This is a genomic window from Nocardia panacis, from assembly GCF_003598715.1.
In the GTDB taxonomy this organism is placed as follows: domain Bacteria; phylum Actinomycetota; class Actinomycetes; order Mycobacteriales; family Mycobacteriaceae; genus Nocardia; species Nocardia panacis.
Genome location: NZ_QZFU01000055.1, coordinates 348,715 through 371,932, shown reverse-complemented (window position 1 = coordinate 371,932; position 23,218 = coordinate 348,715). Strand labels below are relative to the sequence as shown.

Below are 23,218 nucleotides of genomic sequence, written 5' to 3'. Positions count from 1 at the left end.
GGTGGCACGGTTTTCTTGGTCGTTAACCTCTCTACCAGGAGTTCCGCTGTTCCGCGTCACGACATACCAACCACCACAGCAAGATCCACTTGCACTGCGCTCATCCGCGCTAACTGCGCGGCATTGGATCTAGACTCCACGCGAAGTCCCGCGTCGCCGACCGACCTCGTACCAACCCGGTCGAGCCCACCGACCACCCATCTCGCCGGTATAGAAGACGATGACGAAGAAGCCGACCATGACGGCCGGCCGCTCGGTTTCGGCTGTGTCGCAGAAGGATTCACCGAGCTCAAGGAGTAGGGACGGGAGCTCGCTGATCGGGCCGCGCTACGGCGTGATCGGGGACCACACGCCGAACCACTGCTCGGCACCGTAGTCCTCGAACCGCTCCATCTCGGTGAATCCGAGTCTCGCCGCGGGGCGCATCGTGCGGTCGTTGGCGCTCTGGGTGCAGAGCACCACCGGCTCGCCGGGGAGGGCGTGGGCGAATCAGTCCAATGCCGCCACGCCCACCTCTGCGGCGTACCCCGATCCCCATGCCTGCGGCAGGAACAGGTAGCCGAGGGCAGCTTCTCCGGCTTCAGGACGGGGGTGACCCGGGTGGTCGGGGCCGCGCCGATCGAGGGTGATCATGCCGACCATCGCTCCGTCGAGTTCGGCCCCGAAAAGGATCGCCGATGTTTCAAAGCCGTGGGCGCTCGGTAGGACAGGCGGCGAGCAACTCGTCCGCATCAGCTTACTCAGTAGCGCAACATGATTCGCGGAGGCGGCGAGGGGTGTGTCCGCTGCGTCGATACGGTCCCATCGGCGGTTGCCACGACAGCGGCGAGGTTTCGCCACGCAGTAGCCGAGATAGGTGCTTCCGGTACGGGGAAGCTGGCTATACTTGGCGCGCAGCAAGTTTCGAGTTCCGAAGGTCGAGTAGATGGGCCGTGGCCGCTGGCGGCCGGTTCGGTGCGTCGACTGCTCCGTGCCTGTGATTGCAGTGCCGATAGTCCTGGTTCCTTCGATCGTGGCGGTTAATCATGCGACCTTTGACACCGAGTTCGGCCAGGACGCCCTGGCCCGCTGAGCTTTTCCCTGCGGCGCTCGACAGCGCCACCGCGCGCCTGCGGTCCTACTTGCTGGGGCGCGTCGGTCCCGACGGTGCGGTCCGCGACCGTTGCCGCAGCCGCGTTCTCGAATCCGTGCTGGCGCTGAACCTCTTGGAGCGAACAGGTTCGGCGCCGCAGGGGCGGGCGCGTCTGATCGAGTTTCTGCGTGCTCAGGTTCCGCAGGATCCGCTGGACCGAATCCTGCTCGAGCTCGGCCTGACTCATGCCGCGGTCGATCCGCCCGCTGGGCTGATCGAGGCGATCGTCGCCGGGGCGCCGAGCTTCACCGGCGCCCGCAAGCACGCGATGATCGACGCGATCTTCGCCCTCTACGGCCACGCTCCCGGCGCCGACCTCGATCCGGCCGCTTTCGACCGGACGGGCCTGCACTGCTGGGCCTTGGCGCAGGTCGCCGCCGTGAAGGTGGTGCTCGCCGACGCCACCGGCCGCCTCGACCTGATCGACGACGCGGATGTGCGGACGCTGTTGGAAACCAGGGCGCAGAGCGATATTTGGGAGAACAACGTCCTCATCCACCTGTGGGTGCTGCATGCTCTGCACCGCCTCCCCGGTCACGAGGATGTCGTGCGGGCGGGGGTGGCCACGGCGCTGGCGCACCAGCAGGAGGACGGTGGGTTGCCCTTCGTGGGCGACACCGATATCTGGTGCACCGCCAATGCCGGTGTCGCGCTCGCCTCGGCGGCCGCCCCGCCCGAATCGCTGCATCGGATCGCGGGATACCTGTTGTCGCAGCAGCAATCCGACGGCGGCTGGTCCTATACCGATCTGGCTCGTCAGACCGATGTCGACGACACCTCGGTCGTCATCCAGTTCCTGGATGTCCTCGATGCCGACAGGTATGGGGAGGTGATTCGGCGGGGTGAGCGGTCGATGCTCGCGGTGCGCAATCCGGATGGTGGATTTCCCACCTATATCGCGGGTGCGGCGTCGGAGGCCTGTATGACCGCCGCCGTCGTGGATGCGCTCACTTTGCGATCCGAACAGCACAAAGACACCATTGCCTCGGGATTCGAGTCGATGGCCGTGCAGCAGAGTACGGACGGCTCATTTCCGCCCGCCTGGTCCAGTAGTCGCCTGCACGCGGTTTTCCGCGCATTGCTCGCAACTACCCGCAATCCGGCAAACCAACCCGCCCACGTGCAACAGATGACCAAGCGAATGCTGGCTCTCGTACTGGACGGTCAGAATTCCGATGGCGGTTGGGGGCAGCAACATGGCGAACCCAGCGATGCGGTCAGCACGGCGTACGCCCTGATATCGCTTTGCTGCCAAGATGATCCGGCGCCTGCCGTGCGCGCGGCAACCTACTTGCTGGCCTGTCAGCGTGCGGACGGCGGTATTGTCTCGCGCTCGGATTCCATCGGTCCGCGACCGCTGCGTTTCACCGTCCCGGTGCTCGCCGACATCTTCGCGCTGCTGGCACTGGGCCATCTCACCTGCCGGATCGCGCGGTCGGCGCCGTGAGGGCGCGATCGATCGCGGGCTGACGGCGTATCGGGAGGAATTCGTGGTGTACCAGGTGTTCTCGGCAATATCCTGGCGTCGTAGACTTTTGCCAGGCCGCTACTGGTCGGCGACAGCTCGATGTGGTGAAATCGGCAGGTCCTGCGCACTCGCGGAGAGGAAGTATTATGTCGGAAACTCGGGGACGGATCAGTTCACGTTTGCCGACCACGATCAATTCGAACAGAGCCCATGAGGCGCGCTTCTACGATTACTGGCTAGGTGGGCGCGACAATTATCCGGTCGATCGCGCACTCGGCGATCAGATCGCGGCACATGTTCCCGGCATTCGGAACATGGTGCGGCACAATAGGTCTTTCCTCGGTCGCGCGGTCCGCTACGCGATGGGGGAACTGGGTATCACCCAGTTCCTCGATATCGGCACCGGATTGCCGACCGCTCGCAATACCCACCAGGTCGCCCAGGAGGTGGATCCGGCGGCCCGCGTCGTCTATGTGGACAAGGATCCGCTGGTGCTCGCGCATGCGCGAGCGCTGATGGTGAGCGCGCCTGCGGGCCGGACGGCGTTCATCCATGCCGACCTGCACGATCCGGAGTCGATCCTGGCCGACCCGGTGCTCACCCAGACTCTCGATCTCGACCGGCCCGTCGCGATCACTATGACGTTGATACTCATGTACTTCCGTGAGCAGGACGATCCGTACGGCATCGTCGAGCGTTTGCTGAAGGCGGTGCCTCCCGGCAGTTGCCTGACGATCAGTCATCCCACCGCCGATTTCAATCCGTTGGCGGCGCAGCGCGGCGTGCAGGCCTGCGAGCACGCCGGTATCACCATGGTGCCGCGCAATCGTGCCGACACCGAAAGACTGTTCGCCGGAACCGAACTCGTGGAGCCGGGCGTGGTCACGCTGGAGGATTGGCATCCCGAACTCGCCGAGAAGCAGCGGTTCCAGGTAGAGCCGGGTGATGGTCCCGCGTGGATTTGGGCCGGTTTGGGTCGCAAGCTCTGAGGACCCACATGGGAGAGCCGGGTTGGCGCGGTGCGCTCGCCCGGCTCTCCTGACTGCTGGCAAATGCTTGCGCCACAGTTGATCTCGGGTCCTAGCTGTACGAGTTCTCCTCGATGGAAGAACTCGAATTCCGTAGGTCCAGTTCTGTCGCGAGGGCTTGCAGCAGTTCGATCTGCCGGTCCGGTTCGACGGACAGCAACTGCAGGGCGATGTGCACCTCGTGGGCGCCGACGGCCGCGGCGCGTTCCAAATCTTTCAGCACTGCGTCGGTGAATGCGTTGGGCGAGAGGCGATGACGGCCGGGGATCACATTGACCACGATGGTGCCCGCGCCGCCCGCCGCGCGATACAGATCCAGATTCTCGCGGGTGGCGTCCCAGTCGATCGCGGTGGTGATGAAGCCGTCGCCGAGGCGGGCCGCGCGTTCGATGGTGTGGCGGTTGATCGCGCCGAAGAACAGCGGGATGGTGCCCGCGTGCGGTTTCGGGCCGACCATGGACGGCGGGATGCGGTAGTGCCTGCCGGAGAATTCGACCGGGTCGGGCGCCCAGCAGGCCCGCATGGCGGCGATGTGCTCGACGAATCCGGCGCCGCGTCTGCTGGTCGGCACGCCGGTCGCGAGGAACTCTTCGGGAATGTAGAACGGAGGCAGTCGGGTGCCGCCGCCCTGACCGATGCCGACATCGAGTCGCCCTTTGGACAGTCGGTCGAGGGTGGCCAGTCGGCGGGCCAGCACGAGCGGCGGCTGGAAGATCGTATTCAGGATGGCGGTGGTCACGCGGATCCGGCTGGTGTGCGCGGCGGCCCAGGTCAGCACCTCCAGTGAGTCCCAGGCATGGGTCTCGGGTAGTCCCGCGTCGTTGTTCCAGTGCGCTCCGGTGGGGATGAGCAGGCGTTCGCTGGCGGAGACGGCGTGGAATCCGAGCCGCTCGCTCGCCTGCGCCACCGCGACGACGGCGTCGGGTCCGGCGTGCGGGTCGAGGTAGGGGATGTTGACGCCGATGCGGGGCAGGTTCATCCGGACACTCCTTCGGGTTCGGAGCGCCCGTGCGGCCTCCTCGGGAGTAGGTCGGAGCCGATCGGCGAATTTTGCGCCCGGCACCAGAAAAACATCAACAGGTCTTGCTGATATCTCAGGCGGCTCCTACTGTGATCTCAATTACTTGGAACGAAGGAGTTCACAGTGACCCCCAGTCACGACCCACGAGCCGGATGGCGGGTCGGTGCCGATATCGGCGGCACCTTCACCGATGTCATCGCGCTGGGACCGGCCGGTGAAGTCGTCCCGATGAAGATCCCGTCCACTCCGCCCGACTACGGCGCGGGCGTCGTGTCGGCGACCATCGGCGTGCTGTCCATGGCCGAGGCGGAACCGGAGTCCGTGATCGCGATGCTGCACGGCACGACCGTGGCCACCAACGCGATCCTGTCGATGACCGGCGTCCGCACCGCGGTTGTCACCACCCGCGGCTTCCGCGACGTCCTCGAACTCGGTCGACTGCGCAGACCGGTGCTCTACGACCTGGCGTGGACCAAACCGGAACCGCTCGCCCGACGCAGGCACCGATACGAACTCGACCAGCGGATCACCGCCGACGGACGTCTCGCGCCACCCGCCGCCGACGACGAGATCCGCGCCTTGGCCGCTCGATTGCGCGCCGACGGTATCGAAGCGGTGGCCGTCTGCCTGATCAACTCCTACCTGCGTCCGGAGGAGGAGCGGCGCGTCGCCGAGGTGCTGCGCGCCGAACTGCCGGAGGTCTACGTCACGGCATCGGTCGATGTCTCCCCGCAGGCGCAGGAGTTCGAGCGCACCAGCACCGCCACGGTCAATGCCTATGTCGGCCCGGCGGTGCACGGCTACCTCACCCAGCTCGAAGCCGGGTTGCAGGCCGCGCGGATACAGGCTCCGCTGCTGGTCATGCAGTCCAGTGGTGGCCTGCTCGACGCCGCCTCCGTCGCGCACCGGCCCGTGCAGATCATCGAATCCGGTCCGGCCGCGGGCGTCACCGCCGTGCAGAAGCTGGCCCAGCTGATCGGCCTGTCCAGCGTGGTCGCCTTCGATATGGGCGGGACCACGGCCAAAGCGTCGCTGATCGAACACGGTGAACCGTTCGTCTCGGCCGACTACGAGGTCGGCGGCGGGATGAATGTCGCACGCGGACTCACCTCCGGCGCGGGCTATCCGGTGCGCGCCCCCTCGATCGATATCGCCGAGGTCGGCTCCGGCGGCGGCAGCATCATCTCCGTCGACGCGGCGGGCGCCCTGCACGTGGGACCGGCGAGCGCGGGCGCGAGTCCCGGACCCGCCTGCTACGGCTTCGGCGGTGAACTGCCCACACTGACCGACGCCAATGTGACGCTGGGCTACCTGAGTCCGGAGGCCATCGCAGGCGGCCGCGTCCCCATCCACCCGGACCGGGCGGTGACGGCGCTCGCGCCGATCGCCGAACGACTCGGCACCGATATCGCGGCCGCCGCGCGCGGCACCTACCAGGTGGCGGTCTCGAATATGACGACCGCGGTCAAGGCGGTCACCAGCGAACGGGGCCGCGACCCGCGCGAGGCCACCATGGTCGCCTTCGGCGGGGCCGGTCCGCTCTATGCCGCCGAACTGGCCCGCGAACTGGGGATCTCGACCGTCGTCGTCCCCGTGCATCCGGGCCTGTTCAGCAGCCTTGGTCTGCTCGTCGCCGACACCGAACGCAATGAACTCGCCCCGTACCGCCCCGAATTCGCCGATGTGACGGTCTTGGCCGCCGAATTCGCTCGGCTCGACGCGACGGTGCGCGCGCAATTGGCGACCGGGGCCGTGGTGGATCGACTGCTCGATATGCGCTACCGGGGTCAGCGATTCGAGCTGCGGATCCGGGTGCCGGACGGCGATTTCACCGAGGAGTTGCTCGCCGAGGTTCGCGAACTGTTCCACGCCGAGCACAAGCGCACCTATGGTCGGGCGGGCACCGACGACCTGGTCGAACTGGTCAACCTCCGGGTGCGCGGCCGGGTGCCCACCCCAGTGTGGATCGATGAGGTGCTGCGGATGCCGGTCGCGGCGGGCCGCGCGCCGACCACCAGGGCATGCCGGTTCGCCGAGACCGTGTCGACGCCGGTGTTGAGTCGCTTCGATCTCGGCGCCGACCCGGTAGCGGGGCCGATGATCATCGAGGATATGGACGCCACCACCCTCGTCCCGCCCGGTGCACTGGTCCACCGCGACCGCTTCCACAACATCGTCATCACCTGGAGTGCCGCATGATTCGCGACGCCGTGACCTTCGAGGTCTTCCGCAATGCCGTTACCGGACTCGCCGACGAGATGGCGATCACCATCGTGCGCACCGCGCACTCGGAGCTGGTCGCGTCCAGCATGGACTTCTCCGCCGCCCTGTGCGACGCGCACGGCAGGGTGATCGCCCAGGCCAATACGCTGCCGGTGCACCTGGGATCGGTGCCCGACGCGATGGAGGCGATCCTGGACGAATTCGGCACCGCCATCCGGCCCGGCGATATCTACCTGCTCAACGATCCGTCGCGCGGCGGGATGCACCTGCCCGACATCTTCGCCGTCTCCCCGGTTTTCGCCGGGGAGGATCTGTTGGGATTCGCGGTCACGGTCGTCAATCACACCGATGTCGGCGGGTGGGCGGCCGGATCCATGGCCGTGCAGTCGACCTCCATTTTCGCCGAGGGTGTGCAGATCCCGCCGTCGCGGCTGATCGATGCCGGGGTGCTGAACGAGACGTTTCTCCAGTTGATCCTGCGCAATGTGCGCGAACCGGAACTCCTGCGCGGCGATCTCGAATCCCAGTTGGCGGCCTGCCACACCGGGGCCGAGGGCATGCGGGCGCTGGCGGCGCGGCACGGCGTCGAACGACTGGCTTCGCTCAATGACGAACTGCTCGACTACTCCGAAACCCTGCTGCGCACCGCGCTCGCCGAGGCGGTCCACGGCACCTACGAGTTCACCGACCACATCGACGACGACGGTTTGGGTTTCGGGCCGATCCCGATCCGGGTGCGGGTCACCCTGTCGGATTCGGGGATCGAACTCGATTTCACCGGCTCCGCGCCGCAGGTCGACTCGGCGCTGAACGCGACGTCCTCGTTCACCCGCTCGGCCGCCTACGCCGCCGTGCAGGGCATCCTCGCCTCGGATATCCCCGCCAACAGCGGTTTCTATCGGCCGTTCAGCTTCGTCATCCCGGAAGCCTCGATCCTCAACGGTCGGCGGCCCTCCGCGCGGGGCGCGCGGGGTCTGGTGGGTTTCCGGATCATCGACGCGGTGCTCGGGGCGCTGGCGCCGGTCTTCCCGGATCGGGTGCCCGCCGCGGGTGAGGGCGGACCGAACGGTATCGCGATCGGCATTGTCGCGGCCGACGGCTCCTCCACCGTGCTGTGGGATCCGCTGGCGGGGGCGTGGGGTGCGCGGCCCGACCGCGATGGCATCGACGGGATCAGCTCGCTCGGCGCGAATCTGACCAACACCCCGGTCGAGGAGCTGGAACGTTCCGGGCACCTGCGTATCGACGGCTACGGCTACCTCCCGGACAGCGGTGGGGCGGGCCGCTGGCGCGGTGGCATGGCGACCTTCCGCGATATGACACTGCTGGCGCCGGAGGCGACCGTGCAGATCCGATCCGACCGACGCAAATTCCTGCCGTATGGGCTCGAGGGTGGCGGGCCGGGCGCACCATCGCTCAATGTGCTCGACCCCGGCGGTCCCGAGGAACGTCTGCTCGAATCCAAACCGCACTTCACCATGACCGCGGGAACTCGGCACCGTCACGTGACCGCGGGTGGCGGTGGTCACGGGAGCCCACTGGAGCGCGACCCGGAGCGGGTTCGTGAAGATGTCCTCGACGGCAAGGTGACCCGCACCGGCGCCGAACGCGACTACGGTGTCGTGATCACCGAGGACGGTGTCATTGACGCGAATGCCACCGCCACGCTCCGCGGCCAAGTCAGCACCGCCGCGCGCGGCTAGTTCATTACCGCCGCGCGGTGGCCGATCCGATACCGCCGCGCGGTGGCCGATCCGATACCGCCGCGCGGTGGCCGATCCGATACCGTCGCGCGGTGGCCGATCCGATACCGTCGCGCGGTGGCTGATCCGATACCGTCGCGCGGTGGCTGATCCGATACCGTCGCGCGGTGGCTGATCCGACACCGCCGCGCTGCGGCCGATCCGACACCGCCGCGATGCGGCCGATCCGATACCGTCGCGCGGCGGCGGATCCGAAACCGCCGCTCTTGCGGCTGATCCGACACTGCCGCTGCGCGGCATATCGGCCCAGCCAGTCGGCGCAGCGAATCCGCTGACGCCACACCGTATTTCATCCCTTTTCTCGATTGGACACCGCGATGAGTTCCACCGTCGCAACTACAGCGGACGTCGTAGCCCCCCGGACCTGGCGCAAGGTCGGCTTCCGGATCATCCCCCTGGTGGGGCTCGCCTACGTGGCGAGCTACATCGACCGTGCCAATGTCGGCTATATCGCCGCGCCGATGTCGCGCGAACTACACCTCGGCAGCAGTCAACTCGGCTTGGCCGCCGGGCTTTTCTTCATCGGCTATGTCCTGGTGGAGGTGCCGAGCAATATGATGCTGACCCGTTTCGGGGCGCGCACCTGGATCACCAGGATCATGGTCACCTGGGGGCTGGTCACCGCCGCGACCGCCGCGGTCAATTCGGCGGCCACCCTGTATCTCGCGCGGCTGCTGCTCGGCTTCGCCGAAGCCGGGCTGGCCGCCGGGATTCTGCTCTACCTCACCTACTGGTTCCCGCGCAGGCAGCGGTCCTGGGCATTGACGACCTTCATCCTGATGATCCCGGTGTCCTCGATCATCGGCTCGCCCCTGGCCGCCGCGTTGCTCAAATGGGGGCAGGCCGTATTCGGTATCGCGGGTTGGCGGTCGCTTTTCCTGGTCGAGGGCGTCCTGACGATCCTGCTCGGTGTGCTGATCTTCTGCTTCCTGCCGAATCGACCGCGTGACGCGCGGTGGCTCACCGACGCGGAGAAATCGGCCATCGAGCAGACACTGGCCGCCGAGGCCGCCGAACAGGCCGCCCACGGCGCGCTGACCGGAGTGCGGGAAGCGTTGCGCAGCGGACGGGTCTGGGCGATGGCCGTGTCCTGGTTCGCGATCGCGTTCGGGCTCTACCCGATGGCGTTCTTCCTGCCCACCATGATCAAATCCCTCAACCACAGCCTCGGGGCCGGGGATGTCAGCAGTGTGCTGCTCTCGGCGATCCCGTACGCGGTGGCCGGGCTGGTCATGCTGGGTTGGGCGCGTTTCGCGGGTCGCCGCTCGGCCGTGACGGCGACGGCGGTGCCGATGGTCCTCGGGGTGATCGGACTGCTGCTGGCGACCGTGACCCACAGCGGTGTCCTATTCATCCTCGCGGTCTGTATGAGCGTGGCCGGGATCATCACCGCGATGCCGCAGTTCTGGCGGATACCGGCGATCGGCCTGACCGGCGCGGCGGCGGCCTCCGGGATCGGACTCATCAATTCTGTGAGCAATATCAGCGGTTTTGTCGGACCATATTTCACCGGGTTCATCGCCGATGCGACGGGCAGTTTCACCTACGCGCTGCTGGCGATCGCCATCATCATGGCCGCGGGTCTGGTCGTCCTGCTCACGGTGGGGCGCCGGATGGAACGGCTGGACGGGAGTTTGACATGACTCGGATCGAGTCCAATACGGCTTCGCCGCAGTTCAATACGGGTTCGCCGGAGTCCGATACGACCTCGACGACATCCGAATCGGCAATGAATGCCGCTCTGTCGCAACGACTTGGCGCGGCGCTCGACGACCGCCGCGCGAGCACCGGACTGCGCGAGGACCTCGTCGTCGCGGGTGCCCAGGGCGCGACGCTCGAGGTCGACGGTGCGGCGCTGGTCAACTTCGCGGCCAACGACTACCTCGGGCTCGCGGCCGACCCGGAGGTCCTCGACGCGGCCCGGCTGGCGCTGCGCGAGATGGGGCTCGGCGTCGCGGCGGGGCGCGTGCTCTGCGGGACCAGGGCGATCCACGGTGAACTCGAGGCGGCGATCGCCGAGTTGGTCGGCACCGAGGACGCGGTGCTCTACGGGTCGTGTTTCGATGCCAACCTTGGTGTCTTCTCCGCGCTGCTCGGCCCCGACGATGTGGTGTTCAGCGATGAGCTCAACCACGCCAGCCTGATCGACGGCATCCGGTTGTCCTCGGCGCAGCGGCGGGTCTTCCCGCACGCCGACCTCGCCGCGCTGGAGCGGTTGCTTGCCGAGTCGGCGCGGTCGCGGCACCGGGTCATCGTGACCGACGGGGTGTTCAGCATGGATGGCGATATCGTCGCACTGCCCGAACTCCGCGAGCTGGCTCAGCGCTATGACGCGGTGTTGCTGGTCGACGACTCGCACGCCACGGGTGTCCTGGGCGAGAACGGTGCGGGCACCGCCGAGCATTTCGGGTTCGGTGGTGTCGATATCTTGACCGGAACGCTGGGCAAGGCGCTGGGCGGCGCGGCAGGCGGATTCGTCGCGGGTTCGCGCGTGCTGACGCAGACCCTGCGCCAGTCCTCGCGCCCGTATGTCTTCACCAATGCGATGGCCCCGCCGCTGGCGGTGGCGGCGGCGACCGCGATCCGGCTGTCCCGGCGGCGTCCGGAACTGCGGGAACGGTTGGCCGCCAACACCTCCTGGTTCCGCGCGGCCCTGGGTGAGCTCGGCTACGAGATGCTGCCCGGACAGCATCCGATCATTCCCGTGCTGCTGCCCGGCGGCACCCTGGCCCGCGAGGTGGCGGCGGCGCTGCGGCGCGAAGGTGTCCTCGTCTTCGCGCTGACGCATCCGGTCGTCCCGGCGGGTGCGGAGCGGATCCGGGTGCAGATCTCGGCCGCGCACAGCGTCGAGCAACTCGAGTTCGCGGCCGCCGCCTTCGGTCGCGTGCGCGAACTCGCGGTGGGCGCATGATCGCCGGGCTGCGCGCGCCGACCAGCGCCGACCCCGTCGAATTCGACGGGCAGGTCGCGATCGTGACCGGTGGAGCGAGCGGTATGGGATTGGCGGCCGCGCACGCGCTGGCGCGCCGGGGTGCGATCGTCGCGGTATTCGACCTGGCCCCACCCGAACTCGGCGAGTTGGCGGCCACCCTGTCGGTGTCGATCGACCGTGTCCGTTCGGTCGCGGTCGATGTGACCGACAGCGACCAGGTGCGGGCCGCGTTCGACACGCTGCTGCGACAGCATTCGCGGCTCGACATCCTGGTCAATGCCGCGGGTATCGCACCGCCCACCGAATTCGCGGATATCACCGAGGACGAATGGCATCGCGTGCTCGCGGTGAATGTGCACGGGACATTCCTGTGCTGCAAACAGGCGTTGCCCGCGATGCGCGGCCGAGGTCGGATCGTCAACTTCTCCTCGACGGCGGGCAAGACCATCAGCACCGCGGCGGGCGCGCACTACACGACCGCCAAACACGCCGTTCTGGGCTTGACGCGACATCTGGCCAAGACCTGCGGACCCGACGGGATCACCGTCAACGCCGTGTGTCCCGGTCTGATCGACACACCGATGGCCCGCACGCTGCTGCCGGAAGGCGAATTGGCACGCGCCGTCGCCGCGTTCCCGGTGCCCCGCATCGGACAACCCTGGGAGGTCGCCGAACTCGTCGCATTCCTCGCCTCCGAGCGCGCCGCGTACATCACCGGCGCCGCCATCGATATCAATGGCGGTGACCTGATCGTTTGAGATCGGCGATGCCCGGACCGCACGGTCCGGGCATCGCCGATATTCGGACTATCTCGGCAGTTCGATATTCGCCCGGCTCACGGAGGCGCTTTTCGAGAGCACCTGCAGAACGTCGTGGCGCACGCGCTCGCAGCGCCGGTGCATCGCGGCACGGGCTCCGTCTTCGTCCCTGGCGCGCAGACAGTTGTAGATGGCCTCCAATTCGCCTGGCGGGCTTGCGATATCCGGGGCGATGAGCGCGGCCATGCGCAGTACCCGCTCCAATTCGTCGAGCACGTCGACGATCGTCTTGGCGAGTCGGTGGTTGCCTGCGAAGTTGACGAATATCCCCTCGAATCCGATTCCCGCGCGCAGCGATTGCTCGAGTCCGGCCTCGCCTGCCGCGAGGGCGAAGGGCACTTTGGCCAGCGCTTCGAGCTGTTGGAGCGCGGGCTCGGTCAGGCCGGAGCGGGCGGCGGCCGCGGCGGCCTCGCTCGACAGCAGCGTGCGCAGGGCGCACAGGTCGTCGGTGTCCTGGAGGGTGACGGGGGAGACGATGTAGCCCGCGCGCGGCAGGGCGGTCACCAGTCCGTCGCGCCGCAATCGGGCCAGTGCCTCGCGCACCGGTGTCTTGCTGATCTGCCATTGCTGCGCGAGGGCGGTTTCGGTGAAGCGGCTGCCCGGCGGCAGGGTCAGGTCGATGATCTGCCGCCTGATCGCCCGGTATGCCTCGGCGGTGCGGTCGAGACCGGAATCGGCTCGGTCGAGCAGCAGCGCGGGGATATGGGGCGTTCCCACGGTGCGGGGATAGATATCGCGCATCCTGTGAGCGTACTACCACTCGATATTGATATGGCAATCTGCTGAATTGATCTGATATAAAAGATATCTACTCAATACGTTGATATCTCAGTGATTGGTTTATCCCATGCCGCAAAGCATCTCGGATCTCTGGCACCTTCCTGCGGCGAGCGATCTCCCACCCATGGGCGCGATGAACACCATCGCCCGCGCGGCGCAGGCCGCCCGCGATGGCGTCCGGATCCTCCCGCTCGTGGGCGCGCCCATCCTGCCCATGCCCGAGCATGTGCGTCGGAGCGTCGCCGAGGCGATAGACCGCCCCGACCCGCGCGACACTCGCGGACTGCCCGAACTCCGAGCGGCGATCGCCGAGGAATTGGCGCGCGAACACGGTCTGCGGGTCGATCCGGAGCGTCGCCTGCTCATCAATCACGGTGCGATGCAGAGCCTGTCCATCGTGCTGCGCACCGTCCTGGCACCCGGTGAGGAGGTGATCGTCCCCACCCCCACCTTCTTCTTCGATGGGGCCATCCGCGAGTCGGGTGCGGTTCCCGCGTACGTCCCCTCCCGCGAAAGCGAAGGATGGAAGTTCGACCTCGCGGGGCTGGAAGCCGCGATCACGCCCCGCACCCGAGCCGTGCTGCTGTGCAATCCGAACAACCCGACCGGCTACCTCCCCGACGCCGCCACCCTCGGCGCGGTGGTCGACCTGGCGGCGCGGCACGGGCTGCTCGTCATCTCCGACGAGTCGTGGCAGCACTTCACCTATGACGGCCGCGGGTATCAGCCGATGGAAGCCTTCGCCGACCGCTGGCCGCACATCGTGACCATCACCAGCCTCAGCAAGTACTACGCGCTGGCGAGCTGGCGGGTCGGCTATATCGTGGCGCCGCCGTCGATCATCGACGCGCTCGAACGCCGCTTCCAATGGGAAGCCGTCTGCTGCGGAGTGGTCTCCCAGACCGCCGCGATCGCGACCCTCACCGGGCCGCGCGACTGGCTCGATCAGGCGCTGTCCACCTATCAGGCCAAACGTGATCTGGTCTGCGACGGCGTTGTCGCCGCGGGCCTGCCCGCGCCGGTGCGCCCGTCCGCGGGCGCGTTCCTGCTCGTGAACTGCTCCCGCCTCGGCGACACCCCGGCCGAGATCGACCGCGCCCTGCTGAATCAGGGCATCGCGACGGTCCGCGGCGGCGATATGCGCGGCCCCGACACCCACGTCCGCCTCGTCTACGGTTCGGACGAGCACCTGCTCCACGAACTGCTCGGCGGTCTCGAACGGGCTTGCCGAGAACGCTGAAACCGGCTGTCGCGGCGCAGCTTTCCGAAGAGACGCTCGGCGATCCCGTGTGAACCGCCGAGGGCGCGACCAGCGCTGGCCCTACGGCTTGAGTTCCGGGCTGTAGATGCGGGCGACGCCTTGGTTGTCATGGGTGACCTCGGCGAAGCTCACGTAGCGGTGGCCCGCCTGGACCTTGCCTTTCTCGACGGTCAGCGGCGGGGAGGGGTAGTTGCCGTTGAAGCAGGGCATGGACCCGCTGGTGGCGACGACTTCGTCGGATGCCCCACCGGCATAGGCGTCTTTGTCGATGATCGTGACGACCATGGTGCAGTTGTCGATGGTGGAGGATCCGGTCTTGGAGGTGAGGCTGCCGTAGGCGCGCAGCGCGCCGTCGTAAACGTAGAGGCAGGACTCGACATTCGCCGCACCGTCGGAGGTCGGCAGGTTTCCGGAGCAGGCTTTCGGGACCTCCCACTCCGCGGGTTCCGCGAACGCGGCCGGTGCGAGAACGAACAAAGCTGCGGCACTCGCGAATCCGCAGGACAGAACTCGTGCGAACGAAATGGACATCGCAGAACCTTTCGATTGCCAAACGGGTCGAGCTGTCGAAGATAGAGCGGGCGCAACCCTATCGGCGTTACATCCGATCCACGCTGCCCCTATTTCCGGGGGCGGGAAGGGATCTCGCGCCGCCCCGCCGGGAGTGATCGGCTACGCGGATCGCCGTAGGGGAGTGGTGGCCGGGTACGTCCGTCGTCGTAGTGGGTCGCGCGCTCGCGCGCGAGCGGCCGTGCCCGAACATGTCGTACTGTCACGACATGTTCGCGCGGACGGTGTCACAGCGGTTCTCCCAGCGGCCCGACTGGGCGTCGGATGTGCTGCTGGCGCTGTTCGTGACGGTGATCCAGATGCAGAGCGCGATGATTCCGATGCCGCTGGAACCGGTTTCGCGCCCGGTCACGCCGATCGGATACGTGCTGCTGGTGGTGAGCGGGTTGGCCGTCGTGGCGCGGCGCAAGCGCCCGGTGGTGGTCTTCGCGATCACCGCGCTCGCGAGTCTGGCCTACTTCGGATTCGGATTCCCGGACCGGCTCACCTTCCTGGCCCTGTTCGTCGCCCTCTACACGCTGGCCGCCTACGGCGACGGCCGTCGGACGCTGGTCCTCGGCGGTGTCGGCACCGCCGCACTCGCCGTCGGCTGGTTGATCGCGGCGGCGGATATCGAGCCCAAGGTGGCGATCGGCTGGGTGTTCTTCCGGATCGGCGCCTCGGTGATCAGCATCATCCTCGGTGAATCCGTGCGTTCGCGCCGGGTCATCGCGGCGGACGCGCAGCGCCGCGCCGAACAGGCCGAACGCTCCCGCGAGGAGGAGGCCAGGGCGCGGGTCGATGCCGAGCGGCTGCGCATCGCCCGCGAGGTGCACGACACCGTGGCCCACGCCATCGCGATCATCAATGTGCAGGCCGGGGTCACCGCGCACGTCCTCGACCGGCGACCGGAGCAGGCCCGCGACGCGCTGCACATCATCGAGCAGACCAGCTCGCGCGCGCTGAGCGAGATGCGCGCCATCCTCGGTGTGCTGCGCGAAGACGGTGCGCAGGCGCCGTATCCGGGTTTGGAGCAGATACCCGAGTTGGCGGGCAAGGCGCGCGCAGCCGGGCTCGACATCGATCTCGAACAGGGCGCACCGCTCGATCCGCTGCCGGTAGCGGTGGGCAGCGCCGCGTATCGCATTGTGCAGGAAGCGATTACCAACGTGATCCACCATGTCGGCCCGACGAGGGTGACCGTGGCGCTGGAATCCGGCGGCGCGGATCTGCGGATCCGGGTGACCGATGCGGGCCGCCGCGACGGCGCGCGGGTCCCGGCGCGCGTCGGCGGCGGGCGGGGAATTCTCGGGATGCGGGAACGCGCTCGACTGCTCGGTGGCGATCTCGACGCGGGACCGCGCGCGGGCGGCGGCTTCGAGGTCACGGCGCGGCTGCCGCTGGTCGCGATCGGATCGGGCCGATGACCATGCCGATCAAGGTGCTGCTCGCCGATGACGAACGCCTGGTCCGCTCCGGCTTCAAGGTGCTGCTCGACCTCGAGGACGATATCGAGGTCGTCGGCGAGGCCACCGACGGCGCCGAAGCCGTCGAGTCGGCCTTGCTCACCCGCCCCGACGTGGTGCTCATGGACATCCGGATGCCGCGGATGGACGGTATCCGCGCCACCCGGCGCATCGCCGAGATCGCGGGGTTGGCGCAGGTCAGGGTGTTGATCCTGACCACCTACGACACCGATGAGAATGTGTTCGAGGCATTGCAGGCGGGTGCGAGCGGGTTCCTGCTCAAGGACGCGGGCCCCGCCGAGTTGCTGCATGCCATTCGGGTGATCGCCGCGGGTGAGGCACTGCTCGCGCCCCGGATCACCCGCCGCCTCATCGGCCAGTTCACCGCGCGCCGCCGGGCCGCCCTGGCCGCCGAGGAGCGACTCGCGGTGCTCACCGAGCGCGAACGCGAGGTGTTGGCGCTGGTGGGGCAGGGCATGAACAACGACGAGATCGGCGCCGCGCTCTTCCTGAGTCCGGCCACCGCGCGCACCCATGTCAGCCGGGCGATGGTGAAACTCGGCGCCCGCGACCGCGCCCAGTTGGTCGTCATCGCCTACCAGACCGGGCTGAGCGAATAGTCCTACGACCGTCGGCGTAGCGGATCGCGCTCGAGCTACGCGAATTCGCGTAGCGGGCGACTCGCTGCGACGGACGCGACGCGGGACGCTCGACGCGAGTATCGATGCCATGATCTGCGTTCCGAAACGGAAAGTCCCACTGCGGCATACGGTTGTCGCGGCATTGGCCGCCTTGGGTTCGGTATTGGCCTGCGGTGTCTCGGCGGCACAGCCCCCGTCCGCCCCCGGCGCTGCCGAATGGTCCCGGCCACTGGACCGATCCGACTTGATTCCCTTGGCGGCCAAGGGATATCGACTCGTCTACCGGACCACGGGTCAGAATGGCGAACCACAGGTCAGCGGCGGGAATATCTACCTGCCCGAGGGAGCTCCGCCGCCCGGCGGTTGGCGGGTGGTGTCCTGGGGACACGGCACCAGCGGTATAGCGCAGGGTTGCGCACCAAACCTCACCGGCGGTATGGCGGATACCTTCAACGAGATACCGCAGATGTCGACATATTTGGCGCAGGGTTACGCGGTCGCGGCCTCGGACTACATCGGTCTCGGCGCGCCCGGCCCCTATGAGTATCTGGCCGGGCGGGCCGAAGGACACGCGGTCCTCGATATCGTCCGAGCCGGTCGATCGGTCGACCCGGAACTGTCGGAATCCGTTGTGCTGGCGGGACATTCGATCGGTGGCCACGCTGTACTGTTCGCGGCGCGACTGGCTGCGGACTACGCTCCGGAACTCGACCTGCGCGCGACGCTCGCCTTCGCCCCGACCAGCAATGTCGAGGACCTGATCACCGCCATCTCGCGACCCGAACTGGCTGTGCCGCTCCCCGAAGGACTTCAGGTCAGGGCCTTGATGATCCTGGCCGGTCTGGGCCGAACCCAACCGGATCTGCACGCCACCGACTATCTGAGCGACCGGGGCAGACAGGTGCTCGCCTTGGCGGAATCCGGTGCGGGCTGCCTGAAGTCGGCCGACGCCGCCGTCGCGGGCCAACCCTTCGGACAGTTGTTCGCCAAACCCGTTGCCGACCCGGCCCTTATCGCCGCGCTGCGCGACTACATCGCTGTCCCCACGACCGGATACCAAGGGCCACTGCTGCTCTTGCAAGGCGGAGTGGACACCGTGCAGCCGCTACCGACCACGGTCCTACTCCAGCAACAACTTCAGCAGGGCGGCACGGACAGTCGACTGCGGCTGTACCCCTCGGCCACCCACTTCACGCTGCTACCGCAGGCGCGCGCCGACACGGAAGCCTTTCTGGCGCAAACCTTGCCGAGTCGCTGAGGGTTCCCTGTCATCCCGGTACGAATGCCTCTCTCGGGTGTAGCGCGTTGGCTTGTGTTCCGCCGTGGGTGGCGACAATTGCGCCGAAGTTGCCCTTCACGAAATCCGCTGTCGAAATCCACTGGGTGTACCCCCAGGGGTTGTAGATCTGGAGTCGGTCGTCCGTCGCGCCGACGACGATCACCTGGTGGCTGATCGCGGTGTCGGTCACTTCCGGCCGATGATGATCGCCCGTGGAGCTGACGGCCTGCACAGTGCCGTCGAGAGTGATGGGCGCCGGTTTCCCCGCGGCGACGGCGGACTGGATCTCGGGAAGCGCCGCACGTCGACCGGATTCGGTTTCCATATTCGTCAGCCGATACTCGCTGCCGGTGATCGGGCTGAGCAGGGATGCGAGCTGGGCGGCGTTGCCCACCGGACCCACGCCTACCTGGGGATCGGGAACCGCTCTGCCATCGGCTGCTTGTCCGGCGCGGTGGTTGTCGAGATAAAGCGACTGGAGGCGGGCTTGGACGGCCGCTGCGCTGTCGTCGTCGACTGCCGCGCCGCCGTAGCCTGCTGGGCCGCGGCCCGTGGTCACCCCGAGCATCTTGACGGGGTCGCCATTCAACATCGCCATTGTGGTGGCCGCAGCCACACAGTCCCCATAAGCGCCTTGTGAATAGATCGGGTAGACCGATCCTGGCGCCCATGCGGCGCCACCGTAGGTGAGGTATCCGGTGCTGTCCGCGCCGTCCTTGGCTGTGCCGCTGGACAACTGCGGACGCAGATGCTTGGCCAGCCACTGCGGATCATTGCCGAATGGGTGTATCACCTTGTCGAATTCGCTGATCTCGTCGAGGGTGTGTCCTGATCCGAGCGCATCCCAGAGGTAGGCCGCTTCCTCTGGAGACTGCGCGCCCGCGACCAGATCGCCGAACCTCTTGCGATCGGCGTCCGACATTCGGGCGTACTGCTGGGATGCCTGCGCTATCGCGGCCGAGCTGAGGATTCTCAAGTTGGAATAGACCAGTGTCGTGGCTGTGAGTCGATCAATTCCGGGGCCGACCAATTGACTGGCCCTCGGCAACTGGGAGACGGTCCGAAATCTGCTGTTCGCATAGTTGGCTCCGCCCTCGGCGGTGCGCACGGCGGCGATCAGGTCTCGGCATCCCTCCTTCGCCAAAGCCATTGTCGAAGCCATATTCGCCGCTCGAATATTCGGGCGATAGGTGTGCTGTTGGGTTTGCCGCTTTAGTCCGTCGGTCGCATTCCTGGCCTGGTTGAGTTGATTGCGGCCGTGCGTGTCCTGTCGCTGTGCCTCGCGGAGCTTTCTCGACCAGACATCCAGCGCGTCGTGGCCTTGTTGATATGCGTACTTGACCATGCCGATCTGGTTGAGCAGTGCCCCGAGGGCGTTGAGCGCCGACTCGGCCGCCTGACCGCGCCAGGATGCGGGCAGATCGGATGCGGACATCTTGGTGAGGTCTATTCCGGCTGCGAATGCGAGTTGAGCTCTGGTTCCGTAGCTCTGGGACTGCGCCGCGATCGTGGTCGGGTTGCCCGCAGGTGCGGGAACCGACAGTGCGATATCGATTGCCTTGACCAGTGTGTCCGGGTCCCATTCGAGTTTGGACAGCACGTCCAGTTGATCGAGAACGATCTGTAGCGCTTGTTCTTTGGAGGAACTCACGAGATCACGGATTCTCGCCGGCGTTCGGGGGAACCGGGGGGAGTGGGACCAATTCCGGTGGATGCTCCTTCAGATCCTTGGCCGCCGCGTCCACTGCGGCCCCGCCGCTGAGATCGGTTTGGGCATAAGCGTTCTGTACTCTCGGAAGCTTGCCGGTGAACTCGCCCAACGCCTTTTGCGACGCCTCCGCCTCGGTGGGAATGCTCTGCCGGAACATGTCGTGAGCAGGCCCGACATCCCCGAAGTCCGATTGCGGCCACTGTTCGGTCGCCAGAGCCACCACCGAAATCATGTGGTCGGTGGCCCGCGCGGCGCCCGCGATGGTGGCCGCGAACCCTTCGGGATCGAACCAGAGGATGGCAGCGTCGCCCTCCGGTGGAAAAGGACTGGGCGGCATACTATTTCCTTGTACGCAGAAGTTCCGACGACGATCGTGAAGGTAACACCGATCGCCGCCGATCACTTCCCACGCTCGGGGATGCCGCCGCAGCCGTAATCAGCTGGGCGAGTTGAAATTCAGACGCCCAGCGCGTCGAGGCATGCGTTGTCGTCGATGGCGGTGGTGATGCGGTGCATGAGGGTGCGGCAGGTGTCCTCGGGTTGCATGCGGGGTTGGTAGAAGGCGCGGCCGATGGTGAAAGCCCATGCGGCGTAGGCGAACATGGATTGTTGGCGATAGATCAGCCACGCCTCGTCGAAGGTGGGGACCTTGCCGCCGTGGCGGCCGAGTTCGTCGAGGTAGGCGCGCAGCAGATCGCGGTCCCAGGCGCGGCGGTCCTCCGGATCGCAGCCGGAGGTGACGGTGTAGGCGAAATCGTGCCCCCAGCCGCCCTGCATCACCACCTGCCAGTCGGCGAAACCCATACGGCCCTCGGCGGTTCGGTAGGTCTGGCCGATGTGCGGGTCGCCGTGCAGCAGTGTCGGCGGCAGTTGCGTGGTGGCCAGGTCGAGCGCGCGCTCGACCCCGGCCCACAGGCGCTCGCTCTGCCCGCGCAGACTTTCCGGGACGACCTCACCGGCCCGCTCCAGGCCGACGGCGGCGCGGGTTTTCATATCGATGGAGGCCAGGACCGCCGCGAGCATCTCGTTGGGCGTCTTGAGCACGGCGAGGCCCGGATGCTCCCAGAAGGTGCCGTGCAACCGGGCCAGATTGCGCACCAGATCCTCCATCTGGTCGCGTCCGATCGGCGCGGTGGGCTCGGAGAAGATCGCGCCCTTGGTAACGGCGATATCCTCCATCAGCGTGATCGACCGCCACGAATCCGGGTCGTGCGCGGCCCAGTAGCCGCGCGGGGCCTCGATCTCGACCTCCGGGCGCATGGCGGTGAAGAAGTGGGATTCGCCGTCGATCACCTTCGCCCCACCGAGCACGATGCGCTGGGCGAGGGTGGTCGACATCTTGGCGAACAGTTCGGTCGGCAACCCGGCCTGCTCGCCTTGCGTGTTGTACTGGACGCGCAGCGCGGCCCGCGTGGAGGTTCCGCTGCTGGCATTCGCCAATTCGAACGAATCGACCTGCGCGCCGGGATGATCCCGACACAGTACGGCGGTGAGCCAGTCGGCGGTGATCGATCCGCCGTCGACCGGGACATCGCCCGCGGTGCGGGCTTTGGGGCGGGTGATCTTCTCGCCGACCACGTGTGCGCCGACGGCGGCGACCCGGCCGAGCAGCCAGAGTTTGTGATTCATGCGTGCGCCTCGTTTCGCGTGCCGCGAGTGGTCGCGGGCTTCGTTTCGAGCACGATAGGTGAATTGTGTTGTCCGGGGGGGACGATCGGGTCAGGCGCCCGCGACGGAATGCGGCGGTGGCGCGATGAGCGGGGTGGTCGCGGGGAAACGCACCGGTAGCCCGGTGAGGGCGCGGCTGAACGGGCCGGGACGCCACGCGGGTTGTTCGGCGGCGGTGTCGAGCCGGACCTCCGGGAGCGCGTCGAGCAGTTGGTCGATGGCGTCCTGCGCGATCAGGTAGGCCATGGCCTGGGCCGGGCAGGTGTGCGGGCCGACGCCCCAGGCCAGGTGGGCGCGATTGCTGCCCGCCTGTTCGGTGCGGATGGCCGGATCGTTGTTACAGGCGGCCATGCTGATGAGCACCGGTTGGTGCGCGGGCAACCACACCTCGTCGATGAAGACGGGCTGGCGCGGGTAGGTGGTGAGCAGGTTGGCCAGCGGCGGGTCGTTGAACAGGACCTCGTCGAGCGCCTCGCGGGTGGACAGGTTGCCGCCGAGCACACTGCCGCCGAAGCGGTCGTCGGTGAGGATCAGCAGCAGGGTGTTGTTGATCAGGTTGGTGAGGAATTCGATTCCGGGGCCGAAGATCTGGGAGACCTGGTTGACCAACTCGTCGTCGTTGAGTCTCGTCGGATGGGCGATGAAGGCCGAGGTGATATCGGCTCGCGGCTCGGACTGCTTGAGCGCGACCAATTCGGCGAGTCCGTCGAGCATCATCCGGTTGCCCTTCTCGGCGTCGATGCCCTCGACGACCGCGGCGATTCCGGCGGCGACCGACTGCCCGATCTCGGGGGTGCAGCCGAGAACGTTGAGCATGACCTGGAAGACGAGCGGGAAGACGTACTGCTGGAGCAGATCGGCCTTGCCGCGCTCACAGAAGGTGTTGACCAGGGGGATGGCGATCTCTTCGACGATATCGTGCAGCGCGAACAGGTCCACCTGGCCGATGGCGGCGGTGGTGGCCTGCCGGTAGCGCAGGAAGTCGGTGCCCGCGCTGCGGCTGGCCAGCGGCCGCCAGCCCATCATGGGCAGGACGGGGCAGTCGGCGGGGATATCCTGCTGCCAGGCGCGCGGGTCGGCCGGGAAGTGGTCCGGGTCGTTGAGGATCTGCAGCGCGGTGCGATAGCCGACGACGAGGGTCGCCGGGACGCCGGGAGAGAGTTCGATGGGGGCCAGTGAGCCGTATTTGCGGCGCATTTCGCGATAGAACCGGTGCGGGTCGGCCGCGAATTCGGGCGAGTACATGGGAATGCGCGGTTCGTCGGAAACGGTCGGTGAGCCGTGCGTGACCGGGCAGGCATTACCCCACCCCTGGGACTGCGGCGTGCTCAAACGTGGACTCCAGACTGTGTGGTCGGCGCTGCTGGTCGGACGCCCCGGTGTCGGGGATGCGCCGCGGTGCTGTTGCTCCGGCGAAAGGCTCTGTGCGACAACATGATGATGCCCCTCTCCCGCGACTGCGCAGAATTCTGGTCCCT

The 23,218-nt window shown here is 67.3% G+C and carries 21 protein-coding genes; 11 read left to right on the top strand and 10 right to left on the bottom strand.

Annotation, left to right across the window (positions count from 1 at the left end):
• Nucleotides 1-327: 327 nt before the first annotated feature.
• Both D5S18_RS36225 and D5S18_RS35510 read right to left on the bottom strand, forming a co-directional pair.
• Nucleotides 328-462, bottom strand: a complete 135-nt coding sequence (locus D5S18_RS36225) for a hypothetical protein (protein WP_282434935.1) — start codon at nucleotides 460-462, stop codon at nucleotides 328-330.
• 27 nt (nucleotides 463-489) lie between these two features.
• Nucleotides 490-642: a GNAT family protein gene (locus D5S18_RS35510; RefSeq protein ID WP_203237041.1), complete on the bottom strand. Its 153-nt coding sequence runs from the start codon at nucleotides 640-642 to the stop codon at nucleotides 490-492.
• 383 nt (nucleotides 643-1,025) lie between these two features.
• On the opposite strand from D5S18_RS35510, the gene D5S18_RS34120 reads away from it, so the two are divergent.
• Both D5S18_RS34120 and D5S18_RS34115 read left to right on the top strand, forming a co-directional pair.
• Entirely contained in the window at nucleotides 1,026-2,579 is a 1,554-nt protein-coding gene (locus tag D5S18_RS34120) for a prenyltransferase/squalene oxidase repeat-containing protein (protein WP_120045240.1), read from the top strand.
• A gap of 167 nt (nucleotides 2,580-2,746) precedes the next feature.
• Nucleotides 2,747-3,589 carry an SAM-dependent methyltransferase gene (locus tag D5S18_RS34115; RefSeq protein ID WP_120045239.1) on the top strand — a complete coding sequence of 281 codons (843 nt, stop codon included), beginning with the start codon at nucleotides 2,747-2,749 and terminating at the stop codon, nucleotides 3,587-3,589.
• A gap of 91 nt (nucleotides 3,590-3,680) precedes the next feature.
• Here D5S18_RS34115 and D5S18_RS34110 read toward each other — a convergent pair whose 3' ends face one another.
• On the bottom strand, nucleotides 3,681-4,607 hold the full coding sequence (locus D5S18_RS34110) for a TIGR03619 family F420-dependent LLM class oxidoreductase (protein ID WP_120045238.1): 927 nt from the start codon (nucleotides 4,605-4,607) through the stop codon (nucleotides 3,681-3,683).
• Between the two features lie 165 nt (nucleotides 4,608-4,772).
• On the opposite strand from D5S18_RS34110, the gene D5S18_RS34105 reads away from it, so the two are divergent.
• Nucleotides 4,773-6,848 carry a hydantoinase/oxoprolinase family protein gene (locus tag D5S18_RS34105; RefSeq protein ID WP_120045237.1) on the top strand — a complete coding sequence of 692 codons (2,076 nt, stop codon included), beginning with the start codon at nucleotides 4,773-4,775 and terminating at the stop codon, nucleotides 6,846-6,848.
• Nucleotides 6,845-8,575 (top strand): hydantoinase B/oxoprolinase family protein, encoded by a 1,731-nt coding sequence (locus D5S18_RS34100; protein WP_120045236.1) that lies wholly within the window; start codon nucleotides 6,845-6,847, stop codon nucleotides 8,573-8,575. Before D5S18_RS34105 ends, D5S18_RS34100 begins: the two co-directional genes overlap by 4 nt.
• Before the next feature lie 4 nt (nucleotides 8,576-8,579).
• Here the strand turns inward: D5S18_RS34100 and D5S18_RS34095 are convergent, their stop codons facing one another.
• Nucleotides 8,580-8,918 (bottom strand): hypothetical protein, encoded by a 339-nt coding sequence (locus tag D5S18_RS34095; RefSeq protein WP_120045235.1) that lies wholly within the window; start codon nucleotides 8,916-8,918, stop codon nucleotides 8,580-8,582.
• Nucleotides 8,919-8,952: 34 nt separating this feature from the next.
• Here D5S18_RS34095 and D5S18_RS34090 point away from each other — a divergent pair, with 34 nt between their 5' ends.
• Genes D5S18_RS34090 through D5S18_RS34080 form a run of 3 tightly spaced genes read left to right on the top strand, consistent with a single transcriptional unit; the run spans nucleotide 8,953 to nucleotide 12,325 of the window.
• Entirely contained in the window at nucleotides 8,953-10,278 is a 1,326-nt protein-coding gene (locus D5S18_RS34090) for an MFS transporter (protein WP_120045234.1), read from the top strand.
• A complete protein-coding gene (locus D5S18_RS34085) occupies nucleotides 10,275-11,546 on the top strand; it encodes a glycine C-acetyltransferase (protein ID WP_203237040.1) in 1,272 nt (423 codons plus the stop codon). The genes D5S18_RS34090 and D5S18_RS34085 overlap by 4 nt, the downstream gene beginning before the upstream one ends.
• Entirely contained in the window at nucleotides 11,543-12,325 is a 783-nt protein-coding gene (locus D5S18_RS34080) for an SDR family NAD(P)-dependent oxidoreductase (RefSeq protein ID WP_120045233.1), read from the top strand. Before D5S18_RS34085 ends, D5S18_RS34080 begins: the two co-directional genes overlap by 4 nt.
• Before the next feature lie 48 nt (nucleotides 12,326-12,373).
• Here the strand turns inward: D5S18_RS34080 and D5S18_RS34075 are convergent, their stop codons facing one another.
• Entirely contained in the window at nucleotides 12,374-13,126 is a 753-nt protein-coding gene (locus D5S18_RS34075) for a GntR family transcriptional regulator (RefSeq protein WP_120045232.1), read from the bottom strand.
• Between the two features lie 106 nt (nucleotides 13,127-13,232).
• Between D5S18_RS34075 and D5S18_RS34070 the strand changes: the two genes are divergently transcribed.
• Nucleotides 13,233-14,405 carry a pyridoxal phosphate-dependent aminotransferase gene (locus tag D5S18_RS34070; RefSeq protein ID WP_203237039.1) on the top strand — a complete coding sequence of 391 codons (1,173 nt, stop codon included), beginning with the start codon at nucleotides 13,233-13,235 and terminating at the stop codon, nucleotides 14,403-14,405.
• Nucleotides 14,406-14,486: 81 nt separating this feature from the next.
• Here the strand turns inward: D5S18_RS34070 and D5S18_RS34065 are convergent, their stop codons facing one another.
• Nucleotides 14,487-14,957: a hypothetical protein gene (locus D5S18_RS34065; protein WP_120045231.1), complete on the bottom strand. Its 471-nt coding sequence runs from the start codon at nucleotides 14,955-14,957 to the stop codon at nucleotides 14,487-14,489.
• Nucleotides 14,958-15,205: 248 nt separating this feature from the next.
• On the opposite strand from D5S18_RS34065, the gene D5S18_RS34060 reads away from it, so the two are divergent.
• The 3 genes from D5S18_RS34060 (at nucleotide 15,206) to D5S18_RS34050 (ending at nucleotide 18,340) form a co-directional block, all read left to right on the top strand.
• Complete coding sequence (locus D5S18_RS34060; RefSeq protein WP_239004179.1) at nucleotides 15,206-16,402, top strand: sensor histidine kinase; 1,197 nt, start codon at nucleotides 15,206-15,208, stop codon at nucleotides 16,400-16,402.
• A gap of 2 nt (nucleotides 16,403-16,404) precedes the next feature.
• A complete protein-coding gene (locus D5S18_RS34055) occupies nucleotides 16,405-17,061 on the top strand; it encodes a response regulator transcription factor (RefSeq protein ID WP_439651212.1) in 657 nt (218 codons plus the stop codon).
• Between the two features lie 109 nt (nucleotides 17,062-17,170).
• Nucleotides 17,171-18,340: a lipase family protein gene (locus D5S18_RS34050; protein WP_120045229.1), complete on the top strand. Its 1,170-nt coding sequence runs from the start codon at nucleotides 17,171-17,173 to the stop codon at nucleotides 18,338-18,340.
• Between the two features lie 10 nt (nucleotides 18,341-18,350).
• Here the strand turns inward: D5S18_RS34050 and D5S18_RS34045 are convergent, their stop codons facing one another.
• The 4 genes from D5S18_RS34045 to D5S18_RS34030 form a co-directional block, all read right to left on the bottom strand.
• Nucleotides 18,351-20,012, bottom strand: a complete 1,662-nt coding sequence (locus D5S18_RS34045; protein WP_120045228.1) for a hypothetical protein — start codon at nucleotides 20,010-20,012, stop codon at nucleotides 18,351-18,353.
• A gap of 4 nt (nucleotides 20,013-20,016) precedes the next feature.
• Nucleotides 20,017-20,409: a hypothetical protein gene (locus D5S18_RS34040; protein ID WP_120045227.1), complete on the bottom strand. Its 393-nt coding sequence runs from the start codon at nucleotides 20,407-20,409 to the stop codon at nucleotides 20,017-20,019.
• Nucleotides 20,410-20,528: 119 nt separating this feature from the next.
• Nucleotides 20,529-21,701 carry an aminoglycoside phosphotransferase family protein gene (locus D5S18_RS34035; protein ID WP_120045226.1) on the bottom strand — a complete coding sequence of 391 codons (1,173 nt, stop codon included), beginning with the start codon at nucleotides 21,699-21,701 and terminating at the stop codon, nucleotides 20,529-20,531.
• A gap of 90 nt (nucleotides 21,702-21,791) precedes the next feature.
• A complete protein-coding gene (locus tag D5S18_RS34030; RefSeq protein ID WP_120045225.1) occupies nucleotides 21,792-23,072 on the bottom strand; it encodes a cytochrome P450 family protein in 1,281 nt (426 codons plus the stop codon).
• Between the last annotated feature and the right edge of the window lie 146 nt (nucleotides 23,073-23,218).

Bases quoted from the DNA above. Each gene is read 5' to 3' on its own strand.
- D5S18_RS34055 (WP_439651212.1), top strand. From the start codon at position 16,405: ATGCCGATCAAGGTGCTGCTCGCCGATGACGAACGCCTGGTCCGCTCC.
- D5S18_RS34075 (WP_120045232.1), bottom strand. From the start codon at position 13,126: ATGCGCGATATCTATCCCCGCACCGTGGGAACGCCCCATATCCCCGCG.
- D5S18_RS34110 (WP_120045238.1), bottom strand. From the start codon at position 4,607: ATGAACCTGCCCCGCATCGGCGTCAACATCCCCTACCTCGACCCGCAC.
- D5S18_RS34100 (WP_120045236.1), top strand. From the start codon at position 6,845: ATGATTCGCGACGCCGTGACCTTCGAGGTCTTCCGCAATGCCGTTACC.
- D5S18_RS35510 (WP_203237041.1), bottom strand. From the start codon at position 642: ATGGTCGGCATGATCACCCTCGATCGGCGCGGCCCCGACCACCCGGGT.
- D5S18_RS34060 (WP_239004179.1), top strand. From the start codon at position 15,206: ATGTTCGCGCGGACGGTGTCACAGCGGTTCTCCCAGCGGCCCGACTGG.
- D5S18_RS34070 (WP_203237039.1), top strand. From the start codon at position 13,233: ATGCCGCAAAGCATCTCGGATCTCTGGCACCTTCCTGCGGCGAGCGAT.
- D5S18_RS34080 (WP_120045233.1), top strand. From the start codon at position 11,543: ATGATCGCCGGGCTGCGCGCGCCGACCAGCGCCGACCCCGTCGAATTC.
- D5S18_RS34120 (WP_120045240.1), top strand. From the start codon at position 1,026: ATGCGACCTTTGACACCGAGTTCGGCCAGGACGCCCTGGCCCGCTGAG.
- D5S18_RS34040 (WP_120045227.1), bottom strand. From the start codon at position 20,409: ATGCCGCCCAGTCCTTTTCCACCGGAGGGCGACGCTGCCATCCTCTGG.
- D5S18_RS34065 (WP_120045231.1), bottom strand. From the start codon at position 14,957: ATGTCCATTTCGTTCGCACGAGTTCTGTCCTGCGGATTCGCGAGTGCC.
- D5S18_RS34035 (WP_120045226.1), bottom strand. From the start codon at position 21,701: ATGAATCACAAACTCTGGCTGCTCGGCCGGGTCGCCGCCGTCGGCGCA.
- D5S18_RS34115 (WP_120045239.1), top strand. From the start codon at position 2,747: ATGTCGGAAACTCGGGGACGGATCAGTTCACGTTTGCCGACCACGATC.
- D5S18_RS34085 (WP_203237040.1), top strand. From the start codon at position 10,275: ATGACTCGGATCGAGTCCAATACGGCTTCGCCGCAGTTCAATACGGGT.
- D5S18_RS34050 (WP_120045229.1), top strand. From the start codon at position 17,171: ATGATCTGCGTTCCGAAACGGAAAGTCCCACTGCGGCATACGGTTGTC.
- D5S18_RS34090 (WP_120045234.1), top strand. From the start codon at position 8,953: ATGAGTTCCACCGTCGCAACTACAGCGGACGTCGTAGCCCCCCGGACC.